Annotated in this window: 15 protein-coding genes, 2 tRNA genes and 1 pseudogene; 14 read left to right on the forward strand and 4 right to left on the reverse strand. The window is 27.8% G+C overall.

From position 1 onward, the window contains the following. Window positions 1-7 precede the first annotated feature (7 nt). Window positions 8-2,860, reverse strand: coding sequence for an excinuclease ABC subunit UvrA (uvrA, locus tag ACTTAY_RS03595; protein ID WP_440672401.1), 2,853 nt, complete (start codon window positions 2,858-2,860; stop codon window positions 8-10). Between the two features lie 89 nt (window positions 2,861-2,949). Between uvrA and ssb the strand changes: the two genes are divergently transcribed. The 6 genes from ssb (at window position 2,950) to ACTTAY_RS03625 (ending at window position 8,383) form a co-directional block, all read left to right on the forward strand. After that, the gene (ssb, locus tag ACTTAY_RS03600) at window positions 2,950-3,402 is read left to right on the forward strand and encodes a single-stranded DNA-binding protein (protein WP_440672402.1); all 453 of its coding nucleotides are present in this window, start codon (window positions 2,950-2,952) and stop codon (window positions 3,400-3,402) included. A 5-nt stretch (window positions 3,403-3,407) separates the two neighbouring features. Next, window positions 3,408-5,987 carry a DNA gyrase subunit A gene (gene gyrA, locus ACTTAY_RS03605; RefSeq protein WP_440672403.1) on the forward strand — a complete coding sequence of 860 codons (2,580 nt, stop codon included), beginning with the start codon at window positions 3,408-3,410 and terminating at the stop codon, window positions 5,985-5,987. Next, entirely contained in the window at window positions 5,987-6,481 is a 495-nt protein-coding gene (gene coaD / locus ACTTAY_RS03610) for a pantetheine-phosphate adenylyltransferase (protein WP_262589212.1), read from the forward strand. Before gyrA ends, coaD begins: the two co-directional genes overlap by 1 nt. Then, window positions 6,474-7,034, forward strand: a complete 561-nt coding sequence (locus ACTTAY_RS03615; protein ID WP_262589211.1) for a peptidylprolyl isomerase — start codon at window positions 6,474-6,476, stop codon at window positions 7,032-7,034. The genes coaD and ACTTAY_RS03615 overlap by 8 nt, the downstream gene beginning before the upstream one ends. An 8-nt stretch (window positions 7,035-7,042) precedes the next feature. Continuing rightward, the gene (gene tgt, locus ACTTAY_RS03620) at window positions 7,043-8,155 is read left to right on the forward strand and encodes a tRNA guanosine(34) transglycosylase Tgt (protein WP_440672404.1); all 1,113 of its coding nucleotides are present in this window, start codon (window positions 7,043-7,045) and stop codon (window positions 8,153-8,155) included. A gap of 152 nt (window positions 8,156-8,307) precedes the next feature. Further along, a tRNA-Lys gene (locus tag ACTTAY_RS03625) sits at window positions 8,308-8,383 on the forward strand. 10 nt (window positions 8,384-8,393) lie between these two features. Here the strand turns inward: ACTTAY_RS03625 and ACTTAY_RS03630 are convergent. After that, the gene (locus ACTTAY_RS03630) at window positions 8,394-9,221 is read right to left on the reverse strand and encodes a M48 family metallopeptidase (protein WP_440618428.1); all 828 of its coding nucleotides are present in this window, start codon (window positions 9,219-9,221) and stop codon (window positions 8,394-8,396) included. 112 nt (window positions 9,222-9,333) lie between these two features. Here ACTTAY_RS03630 and ACTTAY_RS03635 point away from each other — a divergent pair, with 112 nt between their 5' ends. After that, a complete protein-coding gene (locus ACTTAY_RS03635; RefSeq protein WP_440634143.1) occupies window positions 9,334-9,990 on the forward strand; it encodes a DUF502 domain-containing protein in 657 nt (218 codons plus the stop codon). Here the strand turns inward: ACTTAY_RS03635 and recG are convergent. After that, window positions 9,987-12,038, reverse strand: a complete 2,052-nt coding sequence (gene recG, locus ACTTAY_RS03640; RefSeq protein ID WP_440672405.1) for an ATP-dependent DNA helicase RecG — start codon at window positions 12,036-12,038, stop codon at window positions 9,987-9,989. The two genes, ACTTAY_RS03635 and recG, sit on opposite strands and share 4 nt — an antisense overlap. 23 nt (window positions 12,039-12,061) lie before the next feature. On the opposite strand from recG, the gene ACTTAY_RS03645 reads away from it, so the two are divergent. Further along, window positions 12,062-12,319, forward strand: a complete 258-nt coding sequence (locus tag ACTTAY_RS03645; RefSeq protein WP_440672406.1) for a succinate dehydrogenase assembly factor 2 — start codon at window positions 12,062-12,064, stop codon at window positions 12,317-12,319. A gap of 5 nt (window positions 12,320-12,324) precedes the next feature. Here the strand turns inward: ACTTAY_RS03645 and ACTTAY_RS03650 are convergent. Next, window positions 12,325-12,414, reverse strand: a tRNA-Ser gene (locus ACTTAY_RS03650). Window positions 12,415-12,499: 85 nt separating this feature from the next. Between ACTTAY_RS03650 and rarD the strand changes: the two genes are divergently transcribed. The 6 genes and pseudogenes from rarD to ACTTAY_RS03680 all read left to right on the forward strand — a co-directional run. After that, window positions 12,500-13,378 carry an EamA family transporter RarD gene (gene rarD, locus ACTTAY_RS03655; RefSeq protein ID WP_440672407.1) on the forward strand — a complete coding sequence of 293 codons (879 nt, stop codon included), beginning with the start codon at window positions 12,500-12,502 and terminating at the stop codon, window positions 13,376-13,378. Next, the gene (locus ACTTAY_RS03660; RefSeq protein ID WP_440672408.1) at window positions 13,365-14,366 is read left to right on the forward strand and encodes a lytic murein transglycosylase; all 1,002 of its coding nucleotides are present in this window, start codon (window positions 13,365-13,367) and stop codon (window positions 14,364-14,366) included. Before rarD ends, ACTTAY_RS03660 begins: the two co-directional genes overlap by 14 nt. After that, window positions 14,356-15,195, forward strand: coding sequence for an SPOR domain-containing protein (locus ACTTAY_RS03665; RefSeq protein WP_440672409.1), 840 nt, complete (start codon window positions 14,356-14,358; stop codon window positions 15,193-15,195). Before ACTTAY_RS03660 ends, ACTTAY_RS03665 begins: the two co-directional genes overlap by 11 nt. Beyond that, on the forward strand, window positions 15,188-16,339 hold the full coding sequence (locus ACTTAY_RS03670; protein WP_440672410.1) for a D-alanyl-D-alanine carboxypeptidase family protein: 1,152 nt from the start codon (window positions 15,188-15,190) through the stop codon (window positions 16,337-16,339). Before ACTTAY_RS03665 ends, ACTTAY_RS03670 begins: the two co-directional genes overlap by 8 nt. Next, the gene (gene tmk / locus ACTTAY_RS03675; protein WP_440672411.1) at window positions 16,332-16,946 is read left to right on the forward strand and encodes a dTMP kinase; all 615 of its coding nucleotides are present in this window, start codon (window positions 16,332-16,334) and stop codon (window positions 16,944-16,946) included. Before ACTTAY_RS03670 ends, tmk begins: the two co-directional genes overlap by 8 nt. Continuing rightward, window positions 16,943-17,343 (forward strand): annotated as a pseudogene (locus ACTTAY_RS03680) (AAA family ATPase); the annotation flags it as partial. The gene tmk and the pseudogene ACTTAY_RS03680, both read left to right, overlap by 4 nt.

Here is a 17,343-nt window from a genome sequence, read left to right on the forward strand (position 1 = left end):
TTTATATTTAGTACAAAAGAGGTTTTAAAAACTGGCCTGTGTAGCTTTCTTTTACTTTGCAAACTTCTTCAGGTTTACCTTCAGCAACAATTTTACCACCTTTAACACCGCCCTCAGGACCCATATCAACTATATGATCAGCTGTTTTTATAACATCTAAGTTATGCTCTATTACAACTACTGTGTTTCCTAATTTTACGAAGGTGTGAAGAATTTCTAGTAATTTTTTAATATCGTGCTGATGTAGTCCAGTAGTTGGTTCGTCTAATATGTACATAGTTCTACCAGTTGATCTTTTTGATAATTCCTTAGCTAGTTTAATCCTTTGTGCTTCACCACCTGATAGTGTAGTGGCCTGTTGTCCAATTTTAATGTAACCAAGTCCAACTTTTTTTAAGGTTAATAATTTAGATTTAATATTTGAAATGTTTTCAAAATATTCACAACCTTCATCAACAGACATATCTAAAACATCAGCTATACTTTTTCCTTTAAACTTAATCTCTAAAGTTTCTCTGTTGTATCTCGTTCCTTTACACTCATCACACTGAATATAAACATCTGGTAAAAAATGCATTTCATAAGTAATAACTCCATCACCTTCACACGCTTCACATCTACCACCCTTAACATTAAATGAAAACCTTCCTGGCTTATAACCTCTAGTTTTAGACTCAGGCAAACTAGTAAACCAATCTCTTATAGGACCAAAAGCTCCAGTATATGTTGCTGGGTTAGATCTTGGAGTTCTGCCAATAGGGGATTGATCTATATCAATAATCTTATCAATTAATTCCACACCTTTGTAACCTTTAAATGCTTTTGGAGTTTTTCTAGCTTTATTATTAAGTGTTAAGTTTAATGCATGGAATAACGTTTGTAATACTAATGTAGATTTACCACTACCCGAAACTCCTGTTACACAAGTAAATGTTCCTGTAGGAATTTTAAGATTAACATTGTTTAAATTATTTCCACTAGCACCATTTATTTCTACAAATCTACCATTCTTTGCCAATCGTCTAGTTTTAGGAATTTCAATTTTTTGTTTATTTGCAAGATACTGTCCCGTTATACTCTTCTTATCCTTTTTAAGTTCTTCATAAGTTCCTTGAGCTGTTATTTGACCACCATTCGTTCCTGCTTCAGGGCCAAGATCAATAATATGATCTGCATTTTCCATTGTTTCAGTATCATGCTCAACCACAATTACTGTATTTCCAAGATCTCTTAATCTTTTTAATGCATTAATTAATTTAACATTATCTTTTTGATGTAAACCAATTGATGGTTCATCTAAAACATACAATACTCCAGTCAAACCAGATCCAATTTGCGATGCCAATCTAATTCTTTGAGCTTCTCCACCTGATAAAGTTCCAGACTCTCTTGAAAGTGTTAAATAATCTAAACCAACGTTAAGTAAGAAATTTAATCTTTCATTTATTTCTTTTAGGACATGCTCTGCAATTTTAAATTGCCTTTTATCCAAATTGTTTTCTAAGCTTTTAAACCATTCGGCGGCATCATGAATTGATTTTTTAGTAACCTCACTAATATTTAAATCATTAATCTTAACACATAATGCTTCTTCTTTAAGTCTATCACCATTACAAGCTTCACATGCAGTATCAGATTGATATTCGGCTATTGCTTCTCTTTTCCATTCACTATCAGATTCCAAGAAACGTCTTTCAAGATTATTAATTACACCTTCAAAAGTTTTTTTATATGAATATTTTTCATATCCATCATCATAATTAAATTTAATTTCGTCCTCATCTGAACCATATAAAATTATATCTTTTATTTTTTTTGGAAGTTTTTTCCATTTTTCATCAAGAGAAAATTCATAATGTTTTGCAAGTGAAGCTAATGTTTGGGCATAATATAAAGTTGTCGATTTGGCCCATGGTTCAATTGCCCCATCTGCTAAACTTTTTCGCTCATCAGGCACTACTAAATTTGGATCTACATTTAATTTCATTCCTATACCTTCACATTCTTCACAAGCACCATAGGGACTATTAAATGAAAACAATCTCGGTTCTATTTCTTCGATAGTAAAACCACTTTCTGGACAGGCAAACTTTGTTGAGTAAATTAATTTTTCAATTTTTCTAAATTTTTGAGGAAGTGTTTCATCTTCGTATTCAACAAAAACTAATCCATTAGCTAAATTTACAGCTGTTTCTACACTTTCAGCCAATCTGTTTCCAAGTTTTGAATTAAGTACAATTCTATCAACTAGAATTGAAATATCGTGTTTTAATTTTTTATCAAGGTTAGGAGATTTTTCTATGTCGTATAATACATTATCAATCTTTATTTTTCTAAATCCACGTCTCTTATAGCTTAAAATATCTTTTTTATATTCACCCTTACGACCTCTAACTACTGGAGCATAAATATAAATTGTAGATTTTTTTGGTAATTTTTTAATTAAATCAACAATTTGAGTAATTGTTTGAGAGGTTATTGGCTTACCTGTAAAAGGAGAGTAGGGAATACCTGCTCTTGCATAGAGTACCCTCATATAATCATAAATTTCTGTAACAGTTGCAACAGTTGATCTGGGATTTTTTGAAGTGTTTTTTTGCTCAATTGCTATAGCAGGACTTAAGCCTTCAATTAAATCAACATTTGGCTTTTTCATTTTATCTAAAAACTGACGAGCATAAGCAGATAAACTTTCAACATATCTTCTTTGACCCTCAGCGTAGATGGTATCAAAAGCTAATGAAGATTTTCCTGATCCAGACAAACCTGTTATCACTACAAATTTATCTTTTGGAATCTCTACAGTCACATTCTTCAAATTATGTTCTTTAGCGCCCTTAATAACTATCTTTTTCATCATATTTTTAGTTGCTTTGAGTCAATAAAATTAATATTCAGAAGAATTGTGATATAAATCTTATTAATTAATTTAACAAATAGTAAAATATTATGGCTGGAAGTTTAAATAAAGTATTATTAATTGGTCGTTTGGGCGCAGACCCTGAAATTAAACAAATGGTAAATGGCAAGAGTGTAGCTAGATTAAGTCTTGCAACCAGTCAAACATGGAAAGATAAAAATACTGGTGAAAGAAAAGAAAAAACTGAATGGCACCGTATAGTTGTATTCAATGAAGGATTGGTAAATGTTGTTCAACAATATTTAAAAAAAGGTGCTCAAGTTTATGTAGAGGGACAACTGACAACACGTAAATGGAAAGATGAACAATCTGGCCAGGATAAGTATTCAACAGAAATTGTCATACAAGGTTACAATTCTTCACTTACAATGTTAGGTGGAGGAAATACAGGTGGTGGAATTCAGAATGACACAACTCAACAAAATAATATTGAGGTCTCTTCTCAAGTGTCAAATGATATGGATGACGAAATACCATTTTAATTTCTATGCAAAAAACTGAAGAACCAAAAGATAAGAATATTAATCTAATCTCTATGCATGACGAGATGAGCTCGTCTTATTTGTCATATGCAATGAGTGTTATTGTAAGTCGTGCATTACCTGATGTACGAGATGGATTAAAACCAGTTCACAGAAGAATTCTTTATGCAATGTACAAGGGTGGTTATGATTGGTCTAAACAATTTAGAAAATCAGCAAGAATTGTCGGGGATGTAATTGGTAAATATCACCCTCATGGTGACCAATCAGTATATGATGCTTTAGTTAGGATGGTTCAAGATTTTTCAATGAGCTTACCTTTAGTTCAAGGACAAGGTAATTTTGGATCCATAGATGGTGATCCAGCTGCTGCTATGAGGTATACCGAAACAAGATTATCAAAAGTTTCACAATATTTGATTGATGATATCGAAAAAAATACGATTAGTTTTAAAAGTAATTATGATGAAACAGAGAAAGAACCTAGCGTATTACCTGCGCAATTTCCAAATTTGTTAGTTAATGGAGCTGGAGGTATAGCTGTTGGAATGGCAACCAGTATTCCTCCTCATAATCTTGGTGAGATAATTGATGGTACTTTAGCCTTAATAGAAAACAAAGATATTAAAATAAAAGAACTAATGAAACATATTCCAGGACCAGATTTTCCAACTGGAGGAGTAATAATCGGCAAAGATATAATTAAACAAGGTTACAACAATGGTAGAGGCTCATTTAAAATTAGAGGTGAAGTATCAGTTGAAAGCTTAAAGAATGGTAGAGATAGATTAGTAATTACTTCAATTCCATACCAAGTAAATAAAGCTGTACTAAATGAAAGAATTGCACAATTAGTTAGAGAAAAAAAAATAGAAGGTATTAAAGATATAAGAGATGAATCTAATAGAGAAGGTATAAGAGTTGCTATAGATTTAAGAAATGGTGTTGAGCCAGAAACAATTAAAAGACAACTTTACAAAAATACTCAAATAGAGAGCTCTTTTGGTTTTAACACTTTAGCTATAGTAGAAGGGAAACCAAAAACATGTACATTAAAAGAATTTCTTTCTAATTTTTTATCTTTTAGAGAAGATGTAGTAATCAAAAAAACAAAATTTGATCTTCAAAAAGCGGAGGAAAGAGCTCATATCTTAATAGGTCTATCTGTTGCAGTAGAAAACTTAGATAAAATTATAAAAATAATTAGATCTTCCAAAACACCAGAGGATGCAAAAAATGCTATTCTTAAAACTAAATGGAAAATAAACAAATCGCAAAAGTTAATTTCTTTAGTAGAGGGAAAAAAGGGTAAAAATATTTATTCTTTATCTGAACCACAAGTATTAGCTATCTTAGAATTAAGATTACAGAAATTAACAGCTCTTGGTATCAATGAAATTGAAGTTGAGATTAAAAAATTAGCTGAATTAATTGCAAAATATAAAAAAATTATATCATCTAAAAAAGAGCTTTTGAGAGTAATAAGCGAAGAATTAAAAAATATTAAAGAAAAATTTGGTGTTCCTAGAAGAACTAAAATTATTGATGCGGTATTAAATTACGACATCGAGGAAACAATCCAAAAACAATCTGTAATTATTACAGTAACTTTGCAAGGATACATTAAAAGAGGCTCATTAAATAATGTGAAACAACAAAAAAGGGGTGGAAAAGGTAAATCTGGAATTACTACCAGAGATCAAGACTCTGTAATACAAACTCTTTCAGTAAATACGCATACATCAGTCTTATTTTTTTCTACAGAAGGACTTGTTTATAAAATTAAAGCTTGGAAAATACCTGAGGGATCATCGATTTCAAAAGGTAAATCCTTATTCAATATTCTTCCACTAAAGAGCCATCAATCCATTAGTTCAATTATGCCAATGCCTGATGAAGATACAGATTCAAAAAAGTATCAAATTATTTTTGCAACTGCACAAGGTAAAGTTAGAAAAAATAGTTTAGAAGATTTTTCTTCCATCAATGCTTCAGGAAAAATTGCAATGAAACTTGATAACAACGATAAAATTGTTGGAGTAAAAATTTGTAAAGATGACCAAGATATAATTCTAAGTACTAGATTTGGTAAATGTATCCGTTTTGAAGCTAGAAAACTAAGAGTATTTAAGGGAAGATCTTCAAAAGGAATTAAAGGAATTGAACTCGCATCTGGTGATCAAATTGTTTCATTGTCTGTAATTGATAATGATAAATTAAATAAAAATGGAACAAAATCAAAAAATGAAAAATCAGAATTAAAAGCAAAAGAAAAATTTGTATTAGCAATAAGTGAAAACGGTTATGGTAAAAAGACTTCTCATATAGACTATAGAGTTACCAATAGAGGAGGAAAGGGTATTATAGGAATTATAAATTCTCCAAGAAATGGAAATATAACTTCATCTTTTCCTGTATTTGAAGGGGATGAAATTTTAATATCTACAAATAAAGGAAGAGTTATTAGAGTTGCAGTGAAAGAAATAAGAACCGCTAGTAGAAATACTCAAGGTGTAAGAATTATAAAATTATCTGGTGATGAAAAAGTGGTGTCTGCAATTAAAATAGATGATAATTTAATTTAATGAGTAAAATTGCTATTTATCCAGGAACTTTTGATCCAATTACTTATGGTCATATAGATGTTATTAAAAAAGCACTAAAACTTTTTGATAAGATAGTAGTTGGTGTTTCGGACGTAAGTAATAAAAATTATTTATTTTCATCAGAGGAAAGAATAGAAATTGTTAATAAAGCTTTATTTAAGGATTTAAAATTAAATAAAAAAAAAATTATAGTTGTTTCCTTTGGTTCACTAACTACAGATTTGTGCAAAAAATATAAATCAAATATCATATTACGTGGCTTAAGAGCTGTATCTGATTTTGAATATGAATTTCAACTTGCAGGAATGAATAGAAAACTCAACCAAAATATTGAGACAATTTTTTTAATGTCAGATGTAGAGAATCAAATCATTTCCTCAAGGTTTGTTAAAGAAATTGTAAAATTAAATGGAAATATTAAAAAATTTACTACCAAAAGCACAATAAAATCTTTAAAAGAAAAATATGAATAGAATTTTATCATACATATTTATTTTATTTTTTATTAGTGCAAATCAATTAATAGCTGAGGAGAATATAATGATTTTAAAACTAAAAGATGGTGATGTAAAAATTGAATTATTTGAAGACGTGGCACCAAACCATGTCAAAAGAATTAAAGAATTAGCTAACAGTGGAAAATATGACAACGTTGTATTTCATAGAGTGATAGATGGTTTTATGGCTCAAACAGGTGATGTTAAATTTGGAAATTCAGAGTCTAAGGAATTTGACTTAAGAAGAGCAGGTATGGGTGGATCTGATATGCCTGATTTAGAGCAAGAATTTAATAGTTTACCTCATGACAGAGGCACATTATCTATGGCTAGAGCTCAAGATCCAAATAGCGCAAATAGCCAGTTTTTTATTTGCTTTCAACCAGCTCCTTTTTTAGACAGACAGTATACTGTTTTTGGTAAAGTTGTTGAAGGAATGGAGTTTGTAGATAAAATTAAAAGAGGTGACCAAAATAATAATGGCGCAGTAACAGATCCTGATAAAATTATAAGCTTTAAATCTTTGTAAAATATTAAATGGCATTAAAAAATTTTGCCTTTAAAGTTTTAAACAAAGACAAATTTGCTAGACGTGGTGTTATAGAAACTCATAGAGGTGAGGTTAATACACCAGCATTTATGCCTGTTGGTACACAAGCAACAGTTAAAGCTTGTACAATCGATGATATAAAGAAAACTGGATCAGAAATAATACTATCTAACACATATCATTTAATGATCCGTCCTGGAGTGGAAAGAGTTGAGTCAGCAGGTGGTTTACATGAGTTCATGAATTGTGATTTGCCAATACTTACAGACTCAGGTGGTTTTCAAGTAATGTCTCTATCAAAGTTAAATAAAATAGATCGCGAAAAAGGGGCCATATTTAATTCACATGTCGATGGAAAAAAATTTTATTTAAGTCCTGAAGAAAGTATTAGGATTCAATTGGGTTTAAACTCAGATATTGTAATGATAATGGATGAGTGTCCAAAAAAAACTGAAGATTATAATTTAATAGAAAAATCTATGGATCTATCTTTGTATTGGGCTGAAAGATCTAAAAAGGCATTTGGAAACAATCCTCACAAAGCTTTATTTGGAATTATTCAAGGAGGATTATTTAAGGATTTAAGATTAAAATCTCTCGAAGGACTTATAAAGATTGGATTTGATGGCTATGCAGTTGGAGGATTAGCTGTAGGTGAAACTCAAGATGAAATGTTTACCACTCTTGATGGTATTAAGGAACATTTACCAGATGAAAAACCTCATTATTTAATGGGTGTTGGTACACCATCAGATATTTTAGGAGCTGTAAAAAGAGGTATAGATATGTTTGATTGCGTTCTTCCAACTAGATCAGGTAGAACAGGTCTTGCTTTTACTTGGGATGGAAGGGTAAATATTAAAAATAACAAATATCAAAATGACAACACGCCGTTAGATCCTAATTGTGAAAATTTAAATTTAAATAAATATTCAAAAAACTATTTAAATCATTTGTTTAATACCAATGAAATATTAGCATCAATGTTATTAACACTTCATAATATAAATTTTTATCAAGAATTAATGTCTGAAATCAGAAAAAATATTATGAATAATACCTTCGATGAATTTCATGATAAATACATTGATAAGTTGTAGTTTTATTAACTGTGCTATTATGTGTACAACTTTGTAATGAAAATCCCTCATTTATAACGAATTCTTTTTATAAAAATTACATTGAACGAATTGAAATATTAAAATTTATCTGTATACAAACCATATTCATTTTCATAAAAATGAATCTTTGTGGGCCGTTAGCTCAGTTGGTAGAGCAATTCCCTTTTAAGGAATGGGTCGATGGTTCGAGTCCATCACGGCTCACCACTATTTGAATTTAACTTATTTCAATCGGTGGATAATCAAGAATTACCTCATTCATCCAATCATTTAATTGTTTAATTCTTGTATCAGATGAAGGATGAGTGCTCATAAATTGAGGAGGTTCTTTGCCTTTATTAAATTCTTTCATTCTTTCCCAAATTTTAACCGTCTCTCTAATATCATATCCCGATAAAGAGGAAAAAATCATGCCAAGATAATCAGCTTCGCTTTCTTGTTTTCTATTAAATGGATTCATTAATCCAATTTGAGATAGTAGGCCAACAGTGTCCATTCCAGTTGTTCTGTTGATATCTGATAATATGCCTCCACTTGCAATATCAATAATTCTTGTACCTGTGTTAAGTAAAACTCCTCTACTTGCTCTTTCAACAGAATGTTTGGCAACAGCATGAGCAACTTCATGTCCCATGACTGCTGCAAGACCATTAGTATTTTTTGTTACATCAAGTATACCTGTATAAACTGCAATTTTACCTCCAGGCATACACCAAGCATTTCTAACTTTTTTATTATCAATTAATATATATTCCCAATCAAAGTTAGCAGTTGGATCATTTAAATTAGATCTATAGAAATATTCACTAATTGAATCTTCCATTTTTTTTCCAATTTCTTTTATTTCATTTAAAGTTTTTGTGTCATCACTCATTTTCTCTTTTTCTTTAACTTTCTCATAAATTTGAGCAGCTTGAGCATTTAATTTAGCTTCAGGTATTAATTTTAATTGTTTTCTGTCAGTAATTGGAGCACTTGTGCAAGAAGGTAGAAGTAAACTTCCACAACCACATCCAACATATGTTAAAAATTTTCTTCTATTCATTTCATTCTAAAATTGGTAATAATTTATCATTATGAATCTTAATAATAAAATTTTAGTTGTATTATTTATCATTGCAATAATTTTTGTTACATATTCTAGTTATAGTTAATAAATGAAAGAAACCAAAAAGAAACCTATAAAAAAAAGAGAAATTATAGGTCTATGGTTTTATATTTTATCTTTAAAAATTAGGAATTATTTTTTTACAGGTGTTGTAGTTTTAATACCAATAGGACTAACTATTTATTTAAGTAAATTTTTAATAAATACGTCTTCAAAAATTTTACCGTCCCAAATAAATCCAAATTATTATTTGCCATTTAATATACCTGGCCTAGAGATAATTATTTCAATTATTTTCATAACAATCATTGGTTTCATATCTTTATCTTATTTAGGAAAAAAATTTCTTCAGTTAATAGACAGTTTATTCAAAAAAATACCACTACTAGGAACTTTTTGGTCTGCAATTAAACAAATGTCACAATCTTTTAAAGAAAGTGGCAGTAAAAGTAAGAGTGTTGTTCTTGTTGAATATCCAAGAAAAGGTGTATGGGCTGTAGGTTTTGCAACTAAAGAAAATTCTGGAGAAATTGCTGAAAAAACAAATCAAAAATTAATAAACGTATTTGTTCCAACAACTCCAAATCCAACAAGTGGTTTTTTGCTAATGTTCCCAAAAGACGACGTTATATTTTTAAACATGACTTTTGAAGAAGCTTCTAAATTTATTGTATCAGCTGGAACAACAACAACAGAAAAAAATTAAGCGATATCGTTAATTATATCTGCTCTATCGTACAATTTAATTAATGGTTTAAACTTACTTAAATTTTCATTTTCAAGTTCAATTCTTTTTATTTCTTTTTCAGCTAATTCAAATAAGTCACTATTCTGTATTGGATCTGCTAACTTGAAATTTTTAACACCACTTTGTTTAAAACCCAATATATCACCAAAACCCCTGATCTTCATATCTTCCTCAGAAATAATAAATCCATCATTGGTCTCTTTTAATATGTTTATTCTTTTTTTAGCATTTTCACTCAAATTTGACTTGAACATCAAAATACAAGTTGCTTCTTTCTCTCCACGACCAACTCTACCTCTTAATTGGTGGAGTTGAGATAGGCCAAACTTATTTGCATTTTCAATTATAATGACATTGGCATTTGGAAAGTCTATTCCAACCTCAATAATAGTTGTAGATACTAATATTTTAAATTCTTTATTTAAAAATCTTTTTAAAATTTCATCTTTTTCATTTATATCTGTTTTTCCATGAAGAATAGAGACTTGTTTAGGGAATAATTTTTTTAAATATTCAAATTTTTGAATTGCAGAAGTATGATCTAATTTTTTAGACTCCTCAATTAATGGACAGACCCAAAATATTTGATTTCCTGAATTAATTTCTTTTTTTATAAATTTAATTACATCATCAATTTTACTTTCTAATTTACTGTAAGTTTTTATCATTTTACGGTTTTTAGGTTTTTCTCTAATAATTGATAAATCCATATCACCATAAATTGTCATTGTTAAAGTTCTCGGAATAGGTGTGGCAGTCATCAATAATACATCACAATCATTACCACCTTTGTCAGATAATCTTTTTCTTTGATTAACACCAAACTTATGTTGTTCATCAATAATAATTAATCCTAATTTTTTAAATTTAACTGTTTTTTGAAAAATAGCATGAGTACCAAAAATAATATTAATCTTATTATTTATTAATTCATTGAGGATTAATTTTTTTTCTTTGTAGCTAGACTTACCAGAAATTAACTCTGTTGATATGTTTGATGGAAAAATTTTTTTTGCTAAATTATAATGTTGTCTTGCTAGTATTTCGGTAGGGGCCATAACAGCTACTTGGAAACCTGAATTAATAGTATTAAATGCAGCTAATAATGAGACAATTGTTTTTCCACTACCAACATCTCCTTGCAATAATCTAAACATTTTAGTTGAGGATGATAAATCTTCATTAATTTCGTTAATCGATTTAATTTGATCGTCAGTTAATGTAAATTCTAATTTATTAATGAGTTGTTTTTGTTTATTTAAATTAATAATTTTATTTTTTTTTTTAACTTTCTTAATTTTTTTTCTTATTTCTGAATTAACTAAAAATGTTGCAAATATTTCATCAAAGGCAAGTCTTTGATAAAAATGATCTTTGTATTTTCCTATATTCTCATGCTTGTGTAATTCTTTAATTGCATCATTCCAATTGATATTATTGAATTTATTTAAAATTTTACTTGAGTGCCATTCTTTTAAGTTAGGTAATTTATCTATTATTTGTTTTATAATTTTATTATAAATTTTCTCAGATATTCCCTCAGTTAACGAATATTTATTATGAACTTGTTTAATTAAACTTGAGTCCTCAGATACATACTTGGGATTGGTAATTTGATATTTATTTTTAAAGTAGCCAATTTTGCCACTTACCGTTATTTCTTTTCCCAAAGGTAGTATTTTTTTAATATATCCTTCATAACTATTAAAAAAGACACAATCTAACTCACCTGTTTCATCTGAACATTTAACTCTATTTGGTAATTTTCTAATTCGTGGAAATAAATATTTATTTGCTACAACGGTAACAGTTTGATTTTCACCGATCTTTAAATCTTTTACTTTTGTTGATAAACTTCTATCTGTATAGGCCTTTGGAAGTTTCCAAAGTAAGTCAAAAATATTATTTATATTCTTTTTCTTGAGTAAATTTGTTGTTTTTATACCAACACCATTTAAAGCTGTTAGATCAGATAATAAATATTCAAAATTAGTTTTATTATCCATGACAAATTAATTATATTCTAATAATGAGCCTCAATATAGATGATTTAAAAAAAAAAATTATTTATCGTTCCAATTATCGAGGTACCAAGGAAATGGATAAGCTCTTAGGTAAATTTGTAAAAAAATATATTAATGATTTACAAAAAGAGGATTTAATCGATTTAGATAAATTTCTTAATATTGATGACACAAATTTATATAATTTCTATAATGGTTTTGATACTGAGTTTGAAATAGAAAAAAACAATATTAGCATGTTGTTTAAAAATTTTAAATATTAAGATGATGGCGGAGAGACTGGGATTCGAACCCAGGAAAGAGTTGCCCCTTTGCCGGTTTTCAAGACCGGTGCTTTCAACCGCTCAGCCATCTCTCCGTGAGCAAGGTTTTATAATTATAATTATTTAATTCAACCATAAAATAGTCGAAAAAAACTCATTAACGACTAATATCAAAGCTACATGAACAAAGAATTTAATAAAGGGCTTTTACTTGCTGGTTTTGGATCTTTTTGGTGGGGTTTTTTTGGAGTTTTATATTTTAAATATATTACTTTTATTGGTTATATTGAGTTAGTAGTCCACAGATGTTTATGGACAACTTTGACTTTAATATTAACAACTTTCTTTTTTTCAAAGTGGGATATTTTTTTTAAGATAATTAAAAGTAAACAAAATATTATTTATCTTTTTATTTCAGGTTTTTTGATTTTCATGAATTGGGGTGTATGGATTTATGCAATCGCTACCAACAGAATAATAGATGCGAGTTTTGGTTATTTTATAATGCCAATATTAAGTGTTCTTCTTGGTTATATTTTTTTTAAAGAAAAATTAAATAATAAAAGAATTTTTTCAATTACTTTAGTTATTTTATCAATTTTATATTTAATTTTTGTAAGTTTAAAATCGCTTCCCTGGGTTGGCATACTTGTAGCATTAAGTTGGGGCTTTTATAATTTAGTAAGAAAAAAAGTTAATGTTGATACTGATATTGGACTTTTAATAGAAAGTTTATTTATATTACCAATTGCAATTGTTGCATTTTATCTCATTGCAATTAACGGTTACAATGATTTCTCGTTATCAAACCCTCCAATGATGTTAATAATATTATTGGCAGGTCCAATGACAGTAATACCTTTATTTTTATATGTGAGAGGAGTTGAATTATGTGGATTAGGTCCTACAGGGATGATTTTCTATATCACGCCAACTCTTCAATTTTTACTAGGTTTTTTTTATTACGATGAAGTTTTTTCATTTAATAAACTAGTAAGTTTCATTTTAATCTGGATTGCTGTAATAATATATTTAAGAGATTTATATGAAACTAATTAAACTTATACTTATTTTATCTCTTTTTTTTCATCAAAACACATTAGCAGATATCAATATAGAATTCGAAAAATGGAAAAATAATTTCAAAAAAATTGCTCTAGAAAATAATATTTCTGAAGCAACATTTGATCTAGTTATGTCTAATACTAAGTTTTTACCAGATGTAATTAAATATGATAGATATCAACCAGAATTTTATGAAGATACAAAAACTTACATATCAAAAAGAACCTCTGAACAAAAAGTAAAAAAAGGAAAAAAACTTTATATAGATAATTTAAATTTAATTACCTCTGTTGAAAATGAATTTAACATAGAAAAAGAACTTCTCTTATCATTAATGGGTATAGAAACAAATTTTGGAACCTATGTTGGTAAAATGGACATTCTTTCTTCACTAGCTACATTAAGTTTTGACAAAAGAAGATCAGAATTTTTCACGAAAGAACTTTTAATACTTTTAAATTTAATTGAGAAAAATCAAATTGATTATAAAACATTATATGGTTCTTGGGCGGGTGCTTTTGGTTACTTCCAATTTATGCCTTCTACTATGAAAAATTATGCAACAGATTATGATGGCAATGGTTCAATAAATTTAAAAAGTAACCCTGATGCCTATGCTTCAGCGAGTAATTATTTAAAGAAAATAGGTTGGAAATCTAATGAACCATGTTTTTATAGAATTGATCTGAATAATGATATTCCAAAAAAATATTTAAATATTTCTGCAAAAAAATTACATGATAAGAAACAATTAAAGTTTTTTAGACAATACATTCAGAACAATTCAATTATATCAAATAATTATGATGAATTAGAAGTTGCAATAATAACACCAGATAAAGATATAATTCCTGATGCGGAAACTTTAAATCCAGCTTATGTGGTATTTAGTAATTATGAAATAATTTTACAATGGAATAGATCTTTAAGATTTGCTTTAGCAGTCTGCACATTAAAGGATAAATTCAAAAATGAACTTTAAAAAAGTATTACCATTATTGTTGTTTATTTTTTTTGTGGGATGCAAACAATTAGAAACAACTAAAAAGAAAACTATAAAGATAGAGCCCGATACATCAACAGCAGAAACAAATTTAAAATCTTCAGATGAAAATGATGAAGATAGTACTAAATATATTTTTGATAGAGAGTATACCAACCAAGGTTTTGCATTAATTTATGACGAAAATCTCTTTAAAGAAAAAAGTATTTCAAAAAAATTGGATAATAGAGGTTTGTTTATTTTTCATACCAAAATTAGAAAAAATTCTTTTGTGAAAATTACTAACCCTGAAAATACAAAAACTGTTATCGCACAAGTGATATCTAATAAGGCGATTTTTTCAAATTTTTATAATTCAGTAATCACCAAAAGAATTGTTGATGAATTATTTCTTGATGAAAATCAACCTTATGTTGAATTATCTCTAATTTCTAATGAATCAACTTTTGTAGCCAAAAAAGCTAAAACGTTTGATGAAGAAAAAAAAGTAGCTCAAAAGGCTCCTGTAGATGGAATAAAAATAGATAATTTAGGAACCGAAGAGAAAAGGGAATTGCCTAAGACTACTCAAAGTAATTTTCTATATTCAATTAAAATTGCAGATTTTTATTATAAAGATTCAGCTGAAAATATGATCCAAAGAATTAAGGATGAAACAAAGATAACAAATCCTGTTATAAAAAAATTATCTCAAACAAAATATAGGGTATTATTAGGTCCATTTAATGATATAAAAAAAATTCAAGAGTCATTTGACGAAATAGAAAAACTAAATTTTGAAAACCTAAAAATTATTAAAGATGTTTAAAAAATTAAATTTAATTATTTTAATATTTATTTTATTTGCATCTAAATCATTTGCTAATTTTGATGTGAAAGCAAAAACTGCAATAATTCAAGATTATCATTCTGGTGAAATTCTTTTTGAAAAAGAAGCGGACTTATCAATTTATCCTGCGTCCATGACGAAAATAATGACCTCCATCATTGCCTTTGACTTAATTAAGTCAGGAGATTTAAGTATGGATGAAAAATTTATTATTTCAGAAAAAGCTTGGCGATTATCTACAGCTGGTTATTCCTCAATGTTTATAATGGTAGGGGATGAGGTCTCAGTTGAAAATTTACTAAAAGGTATAATCATAGCATCTGGTAATGATGCTTGTATTGCATTAGCAGAAGGCATAGCGGGTACTGAAGAAGAGTTTGCAATCTTAATGACATCAAAAGCTAAAGAGTTAGGAATGGACAATACAAACTTTTCTAATTCATCAGGAATTAATCACCCTGATAATAATTCAACAGTTAGAGACATAATGATCATGTCTAGATACTTAATTAAAGAACATCCAGAATTTTATAAAATGTTTGCAGAAAAAGAATTTACTTGGGATAGAACAGGAGGAGATCCAATAACACAAGGTAATAGAAATCCTTTATTATATAAAAATCTTGGAGCAGATGGTATCAAAACTGGTTATTTAGCTGTAGAAAAATATTCATTAGCTTCGTCTATAGAGAGAAATGGAAGAAGATTAATTGCTGTTGGCAGTGGTTTTAATTCAAAAAACGCCAGATCAAAAGAAAGTACTAAAATGTTAACTTATGGACTTACAAATTTTGATTTAGTTAAAATTACTGAAGCTAATAAACCTTTTCAAAAAATAGACGTATGGTTGGGAAAAGAAGATGCAGTTGATGTTTATACAAATGAAGATATTTACAAAACTATTAAAAAGGCCAAAAAAAAATTATTAAAGGTTTCTGTAAATTATGATGGTCCTGTAGAAGCACCAATAAACAAAGATCAAAAAATTGCAACATTAAAAGTAGTTTATGACCAAGAATTAGTAGGTGAGTATGATTTGCTTGCTTTAAAAGAAATTAAAAAAGTAAATTTCTTTTCTAGATTGCTTAAATCATTAAACTACTTAATTTGGGGCGATGTCTAAGAAGCCAATAATTGTTTTTGAAGGTATAGAAGGCAGTGGCAAAAGTCATCATATTAAAATTGTTTCAAGGTATTTAGACAAAAATAAAGTTAAATATTTAAAAATCAGAGAACCAGGAGGGAGTTTAAATTCTGAAAAAATTAGAAAATTAATATTAAATAAGAAATCCAATTTTAATGTAAAAACTGATTTACTTTTATATCTAGCTTCCAGAAGTGAAAATATTAATCTTATTAAAAAATATTATAAAAAAAGAGTTATCTTAATTGATAGATTTATAGACTCTACAATTGCTTATCAACATTATGGTATGGGTGTTGATATTAAAATTATAAATATAATTAATAAATATTTGTTAAAAAATATTAAGGTTAATTTTACATTTCTTAATGTTGTAAATAAAAAAAATCTTTTCTTAAGATTAAAAATGAGAAAATCTTTGAATAGATATGATCAATTTAATGCCAGTTTCTATAACAAGGTTCAAAATGGATTTCTTAAGATGTCAAAACTAAATAAGAAAAAATACAAGATAATTGATTCAAATTTAGATATTAAGAAAAATGAAAAATTAATTATCAATCATATTAAAAAATTAATTAAATGAGCCTAAATTCTTCCACACAACTGAATTTGTACGAACATCAAGATATTTTCAAACATTTATCTAAATTATATTTAAATAATAAATTACCAAATAAAATTCTTTTATCTGGTGAAAAGGGGATTGGTAAAGCAACATTAGGTTATCATCTAATAAACTTTGTATTATCTGAAAATGAAGAACATTCTTATGATGTTGAAAATAATAAAATTAATTTAGAAAATAAATCATTCAAACTTTTACAAAATAAATCTAATCCAAATTTTAATCTTATAGACGTTGTTGAAGATAAAAAAAACATTGATATAAATCAAATAAGAGAATTAATAGTTAATCTAAATAAATCTTCATTTAATAATAAAAAAAGATTTGTTTTAATAGACAATATAGAATTATTAAA

The organism is Candidatus Pelagibacter sp. HIMB1715 (assembly GCF_052047595.1).
Classification (GTDB): Bacteria; Pseudomonadota; Alphaproteobacteria; order Pelagibacterales; family Pelagibacteraceae; genus Pelagibacter.